Source organism: Massilia sp. YIM B02769 (assembly GCF_030411995.1).
Classification (GTDB): domain Bacteria; phylum Pseudomonadota; class Gammaproteobacteria; order Burkholderiales; family Burkholderiaceae_D; genus Telluria.
This window is the reverse complement of the sequence record NZ_JASNRC010000032.1, coordinates 1-5,962: the sequence shown is the minus strand read 5'-3', so window position 1 is coordinate 5,962 and position 5,962 is coordinate 1. Positions and strand designations below refer to the sequence as shown.

The following is a 5,962-nucleotide window of genomic DNA, read 5'->3' as shown; positions in this document are numbered from 1 at the left end:
GTGATGAAAATCTCATCCTGGGGATCAGCATGGAAGACGATGCCGATGATGGCCCAATTCTGCCGCGAGCAGAAAGCGAGCCCGGTGTGCGCCTGCTGCGCTTCGACGGCGAGTTCAGCCGCACCGGCCGCCGCGATTCCGAGGTGGCGCACCTGGTCGACGAGCTGATTGTCTGGTCCGACACAAAGCCAACCGAGACGTACCGCACCGAGGCGATCGGTGCGATTGACGCCGCCGGCGAGGCCCTGCGCTTGGCCGTTATCAGCAAGATGACACAGACGCCCGAGTATGTGCGCGCCGAGCAGCACGCGCGCGAGTACCGTGCCGCCGGCTATCCCGAAGGCGACGACGCCTACGTGCCGCCGGGCGTGGCTAGCTGGGCAATGGCGAAGTGGCGCGCCAGCTGGACCGCGCGCCAAGCCGCCGACGACATCCTGGCCACCGCCGACCGCTGGTACGCGCTGCTCGACGATATCCGCGCGCTGCGTCTCGCGAACAAAGAGGACGTCCGCCACGCGACCACGGCCAGCGAGATCGCCACGATCGCGGCCGACATGGAAGCCGACATGCGGGCGCTGGCCCTGCAGATGAACACCATTACTACGACGGAATAGCATGCCCAACCTGAGAATCGTTTCTGATAACGCGATCGCACGCGCGGCGTCGCTCGTCGCTTCCTCCACGGCCGGCGCCCTGGCGGTCAGCAACCTGGCCAGCGACAAAAAGTCCAGCGTGCACCGTGCCGCTGGCAAGAGCGTGACGTACACGGCGACCTGGGCCGAAGCGGAGCAGGTAGGGGGCGTCGCGCTGCCGTTCTGCAACCTCTCGCCGGCTGCCCAGTGGCGCGTACGCGCTGCTTCCGAGCTGGGCACCACGAACCTGCTGAAGTACACCGAGACGTTTAACACAGCCTACCCGACGTGGTGTCGGTCAGGCTTCGGCACATCTAACGTGACGGCCAACTACGCTATGGCGCCGAACGGAACGATGACTGCCGACCGCATCTTCTGGACCTCAGGTGGAGGCTCGCTGCAGTACCTGGACCAATTCCTAACAGCCCTTGCTGAGAGCTCCGGTTTTTCCGGTTCTATCTTCGGGCAGTCGGGTGAAATGGCAAAACTGGTGTTGGTCCTGGTGGATAAAGCGGCCGGCCAGACCGTGCTGGAGGTGAACCTCGATGACGGGAGGACCACCTATACGGCCTTGGCACCCAATCAGAGCGGCGTGACCGTCGACGTTATTGCGGTCCCATCGCCGGCCCCGGCAGGTTGGTGGCGACTGAAGATCAACGGCTGGAATAGCCTGTCTGGCGCCGCAACGCCAAAATTCCAGATCTATCCGGTAAAGCACAATTCTCCTTCGCGCGGCATCGCGCTTTGGCCGCGCTCCGAATGGGCCGCCAACGAGGACACCGCGCTGGCGCGCATCTATCCGACCTGGCCTATCGACGTAGTTTCGGAGACGGCTGGCACTGGAACATACCCTCGCTACTTCAACACTGGTCTGCGCGGGGTAGCTGGTCGCACCATCATCATCGAGCAGACGATGAAGCAGATATCCGGACCAGCGCGATATATGGGCATCGTCATCATCGGCGCCGGCGGCAGCGATCAAGGCGTCATGGTCAATCTCGCCACTGGTGCAATCTCATTCAAAACGAATGGCGCCCAGGTACAGAACGCCACCGTCGAGGACATGGGCAACGGCTATTACCGCCTGCGGCTGGAAGTGACGCCATCGATCACCGGGAATTTCACCTGGCAGATCCGCGCAAATGCTGCGGGTAACACTCTCGCAGCAGCCTACCAAGCTGCCTCCGGATCGACTGCTTCCCTTCATTTGACGAAGCCCTACGCCTATCTGCAGGTGGCCGACAACTCCACCGGACTGATGGTGTCCACTGCGTCGTTTGATAGTGCGCTGACGGATGTGACCAAGGGGCTTAACGTATGGGGCGCCATGCTCGAGCCCGGCCCCCAGGTCACCAGCTACTACCCGAGCGTCGCCGCGACGCCTGGCGTTCGCCCGGACGGCTACATGGACAATTGGCAGGGCGCCGGCTACGACAGTGGCTGGGTTCTGGCCTGCCCTGCGCCGGCCGTCAAGCTGCGCGGATTTACCGCGGCCCAGGCGTCGAGTGCTTACGCATATGGTGGAGGCGCCTGCGCGCGGCATTGGCTGCCGGCCGCTGTCATGGCGCGCACGTTGAGCGTCGAGATCGACGACCCGGCGAACCTGCAGGGATATGTTGAAGCTGCCTGCTTGGTCATCGGCACCGTCTGGTCGCCGCAGTACAACGCTTCGGGCGCGTCTGTTTCGGTAGTCGACCGAACCGAGATTTCGCGCAGCGCCGCTGGCGACCAGCTGGCCGACCCGGGCACGATCAGCCGCAAAGTGCCGGTCGACCTGCGCAAGATGTCGCCAGCCGATCGCGCCAAGTTCCTGGCCCTGGTGCGCAATAGCCGCGCCTATCCGGTCCTGCTGTCCGTATTCCCTGAGCATTCGGACCTGTCGCTTGAGCGCGACCACATGCTCTATGGGCGCCGCACGAAAGATTCCGACGTCGCCTACCAGTTCTCGGCTGTCTACTCCACCACCATCGATATCGAGGAGATCTGATGCAAGACCAAGTAACCCTGCTGTTCACGCGCCGGCGCCGGAACCCAGTGTCGTGGCTTATTCGTTGGATGAAGCCGCGTAGCCGCATCGCGCTCGCCCTCTCGTCGCACGTGATCATCGCCATCGGCGACACCTGCTATGAGGCGAACATGCTCACCGGCGTGCGCAAGGGTTCGCGTGTTGACATCCTGAAGGGACAGACGATTGTGCGCGAGCGCGTGCACTACGTCCCCGACCTGGCCGCCGGCGTTGCCTTCCTTGAAAGTCAGCTGTGCACCTACGTGCCGACGGCGCCGGGCTGGGTGCCGGCACAGCTACAACCGTTAGCGTGCGCGGTGCTGCTGATGATCCACAACAACTACGACTTTGGCGGTGCTCTCGGTCTGGGCCTGGCGCCTGGCGAGAACTGGTCAGACCCGTCCAAGTGGTTCTGCTACGAGCTTGCCGGCGCCTTCCTCAAGGCCTGCGGGCGCAACGTATTCGACGAGCTCGAGCGCATCTGCGAGACGGCGCTGTTGGCGATTAGCCCCAGCTGTTAGCCACCGTAATTGTTGTCTCATTTTTCCTAGAATTGAGACGCGGCAATTGTTAACGTGGGGCCTTATTTTCCAAGGCCTCCAATGAGCAAAATTTCCGGTCCAGAACTGACGAGCTACGCTGGGAGCATCGTGGCCGTCGGCGCATCTCTTTCCCTTACTCAGTGGGGCGTCATCGCAGGTATTGTGACGGCGCTGCTGACCTTCGCGGCGAATGCTATCTACATGTGGCGCAAAGATGCGCGCGAGCAGCGGCAGGCGGACCTGGCGGAGCGCGAAGCAATCGCACGCCTGGCGGCCCTGGGGTTGAAGCCGTGAGCGCCGTCGCAGGCTTCCAGGCAATTTCGCTCGCTACCTTGGCGATGATCATGCCCGCGGCTGGCACGCGCTGCGTTCGCTTTCTCGACCCGATCAATGATGCGATGCGCGAATTCGATATCGACAGCGCACCGCGTAAGCGGTCCTTCCTCGCGCAGATCGCGCATGAATCCGGGCAACTGCGCTACACACAAGAGATCGCATCGGGCGTCCGCTACGAGGGCCGTAAGGATCTGGGCAACTCGCAGCCGGGAGACGGTGTGCGATTCAAGGGCAGGGGCCTCATCCAGATCACTGGCCGCGCCAACTACACCGCCTGCATGCTCGCCCTCGACATCGATTGTATCGAGCATCCCGAACTGCTTGAGCTACCGCGCGAAGCGGCCCGCTCGGCGGGCTGGTTCTGGAAGGCGCATGGCTTGAACGAGCTGGCCGACCTCGGCGACCAGGTGAAGGTCACGAAGCGAATCAACGGTGGCACCAACGGCTTGCCGGACCGGCTGGCCTTCTTCGACGCAGCCAGCCGTGTCATCTTCTGAAAGGAACATCATGACTCCACTACTGATCCCGGTCCTCGGCAACTTGCTCGATCGGATATTCCCGGACCCGAAGGCTGCTGCAGAGGGGAAGCTTGAATTGATGCGGATGGCCCAGGCCGGCGAGCTCGCTCAGCTGGACGCCGAGGTGAAGCTGATCACCGGCCAGATAGATGTCAACAAGGTCGAGGCAGCAAGCCAGTCGTTGTTCGTGGCCGGCTGGCGTCCGGCGATCGGTTGGGTATGCGGTGCAGCCTTTGCGTTCAAGTTCATCTTGGGTCCAGCGGCGGTCGTCGTCATGGCGATGGCTGGTCACCCGATTACCCTGCCGGAATTCGACTTCACCGAGATGAGCACCATCCTGATGGGCATGCTTGGCCTCGGTGCCCTTCGTACGGTCGAGAAGGTCAAGGGGGTGCCGTAATGGACTTCTATCTAGCCACGCCAACGGGTGACGTTTACTTGTTCAGTCACGACGGACAGGCGTTGCAAGTTCCACCGGCCGGTGAGCCGGTGGAGCAGCAGAATAAGCCGGCTCACGCTTTCGAGGAAATCGAGGCCTTGCCGGAATAAAGACAGGGCGCCAGGTCCGATTGCGTCAACAATCGAACCTGGCCTCAATCCACTGACGCAGCCAGTGAACCGAGCAAAGGCTCTGCCACCTTCCGGAAGGCGGGCGGAGTCTAGCATATTCATCAAGAAAAAGGTTTACAGATGGCAATTCCAATCGTTCCTTGGTTGGGCGGCAAGCGCCGCTTGGCTGACCACATTATTCCTCAATTCCCTGCTCATAAATGCTATGTGGAAGTCTTCGCCGGCGGCGCTGCGCTTTACTTCATGCGGCCGCCTGCAGAAGTCGAGGTAATCAACGACATCAATGGCGAGCTGGTCCGGCTCTACCGCGTTGTGCAAAACCACCTCGAGGAGTTCGTACGTCACTTCAAGTTTGCGCTTACTAGTCGAGAGGTTTTCAAGTGGCACCAGGTGACGCCACCCGAAACCTTGACGGACATCCAGCGGGCAGTGCGGTTCTTCTACCTACAACAGCAATCGTTTGGAGGAAAGGTACAGGGCCAGTCCTGGGGCACAGCAACGACAACCCCACCGATCAACCTACTCCGTATAGAAGAGAACCTGTCCGCCGCCCATTTGCGGCTTGCAGGGACCTATATCGAAAACATGGACTGGCACAAGCTGATGGAGCGCTACGACAGGCCTCACACGTTGTTCTACCTGGACCCGCCGTATTGGGAGACAGAAGGGTATGGAGTTGATTTTCCCTTCGACGAGTACCTGCGCATGGCCGTATTGTTGAAAAAGTTAAAGGGGAAGGCGATCATCAGCCTTAACGATCATCCGGACATCCGACAGGTTTTCGCCGACTTCGAGATGGACACTGTGCCAATTAAATACTCTTGCGGAGCAGATGCAGCAGGGCGTGGCGCGCAGCGATCGGAAGTGGTGATCTATAGCTGGGACCGAACCGCGGATCCTGCTGGTCTGTTCTAAGATGCAAACTCGACCATGGCGGCGCCCAGTCGCCTTGGTCAACAATGCTAAACTTTCCGGATGTACGGCAAAGTCAAAAGGCTGCGCGAGCGCGGCACCCGCCTCTCAGATCGCGACATCGCCAAAGCTGCGCATGTCGAAGGTGAAGTCACGCTTGCCGGGCTAGGCCCGGTCCTAGTCGCCCAGGTGCGCGATCCAAACTTTCAAGTCGGGACCGGTCTGCTGCCGCAACTTTATGAGGCGCGGCTGACAACCATGCATGGCAACAAGATGCTGTTCAAAGGCGAGGAGCGCCCACAGGGCGATACGGGGCCAGCCTATGTGCAGGAGTGGGCTGTCGTGGTCGAGCCGCGCTAGTCGTCAGCCTTGGTTCACGGCGTAGTATTTGGCGTAGGTTCTTCTATCCTATCTTGCTCTCTATAGGAGAATACGCTGCTGCATCAT

7 protein-coding genes and 1 pseudogene are annotated in these 5,962 nt (G+C 61.1%); all 8 read left to right on the top strand.

Going from position 1 to position 5,962, the window contains the following annotated elements:
- Positions 1-614 (top strand): annotated as a pseudogene (locus tag QPK31_RS25985) (hypothetical protein); the annotation flags it as partial.
- A 1-nt stretch (position 615) separates the two neighbouring features.
- Positions 616-2,619, top strand: a complete 2,004-nt coding sequence (locus tag QPK31_RS25980) for a hypothetical protein (protein WP_290425777.1) — start codon at positions 616-618, stop codon at positions 2,617-2,619.
- Positions 2,619-3,158, top strand: a complete 540-nt coding sequence (locus QPK31_RS25975; protein ID WP_290425776.1) for a hypothetical protein — start codon at positions 2,619-2,621, stop codon at positions 3,156-3,158. The genes QPK31_RS25980 and QPK31_RS25975 overlap by 1 nt, the downstream gene beginning before the upstream one ends.
- 81 nt (positions 3,159-3,239) lie before the next feature.
- Positions 3,240-3,473, top strand: coding sequence for an HP1 family phage holin (locus QPK31_RS25970; protein WP_290425775.1), 234 nt, complete (start codon positions 3,240-3,242; stop codon positions 3,471-3,473).
- The gene (locus QPK31_RS25965) at positions 3,470-4,012 is read left to right on the top strand and encodes a glycoside hydrolase family 19 protein (protein ID WP_290425774.1); all 543 of its coding nucleotides are present in this window, start codon (positions 3,470-3,472) and stop codon (positions 4,010-4,012) included. Before QPK31_RS25970 ends, QPK31_RS25965 begins: the two co-directional genes overlap by 4 nt.
- A 10-nt stretch (positions 4,013-4,022) precedes the next feature.
- Complete coding sequence (locus QPK31_RS25960) at positions 4,023-4,433, top strand: holin family protein (RefSeq protein ID WP_290425773.1); 411 nt, start codon at positions 4,023-4,025, stop codon at positions 4,431-4,433.
- A gap of 290 nt (positions 4,434-4,723) precedes the next feature.
- On the top strand, positions 4,724-5,518 hold the full coding sequence (locus QPK31_RS25955; protein WP_290425772.1) for a DNA adenine methylase: 795 nt from the start codon (positions 4,724-4,726) through the stop codon (positions 5,516-5,518).
- A 60-nt stretch (positions 5,519-5,578) separates the two neighbouring features.
- Positions 5,579-5,875: a hypothetical protein gene (locus QPK31_RS25950; protein ID WP_290425771.1), complete on the top strand. Its 297-nt coding sequence runs from the start codon at positions 5,579-5,581 to the stop codon at positions 5,873-5,875.
- Positions 5,876-5,962: the final 87 nt, after the last annotated feature.

Excerpts from the sequence above, each read along its gene's own strand:
- QPK31_RS25980 (WP_290425777.1), top strand. The coding sequence starts at position 616 with ATGCCCAACCTGAGAATCGTTTCTGATAACGCGATCGCACGCGCGGCG.
- QPK31_RS25970 (WP_290425775.1), top strand. The coding sequence starts at position 3,240 with ATGAGCAAAATTTCCGGTCCAGAACTGACGAGCTACGCTGGGAGCATC.
- QPK31_RS25960 (WP_290425773.1), top strand. The coding sequence starts at position 4,023 with ATGACTCCACTACTGATCCCGGTCCTCGGCAACTTGCTCGATCGGATA.
- QPK31_RS25955 (WP_290425772.1), top strand. The coding sequence starts at position 4,724 with ATGGCAATTCCAATCGTTCCTTGGTTGGGCGGCAAGCGCCGCTTGGCT.
- QPK31_RS25950 (WP_290425771.1), top strand. The coding sequence starts at position 5,579 with ATGTACGGCAAAGTCAAAAGGCTGCGCGAGCGCGGCACCCGCCTCTCA.
- QPK31_RS25975 (WP_290425776.1), top strand. The coding sequence starts at position 2,619 with ATGCAAGACCAAGTAACCCTGCTGTTCACGCGCCGGCGCCGGAACCCA.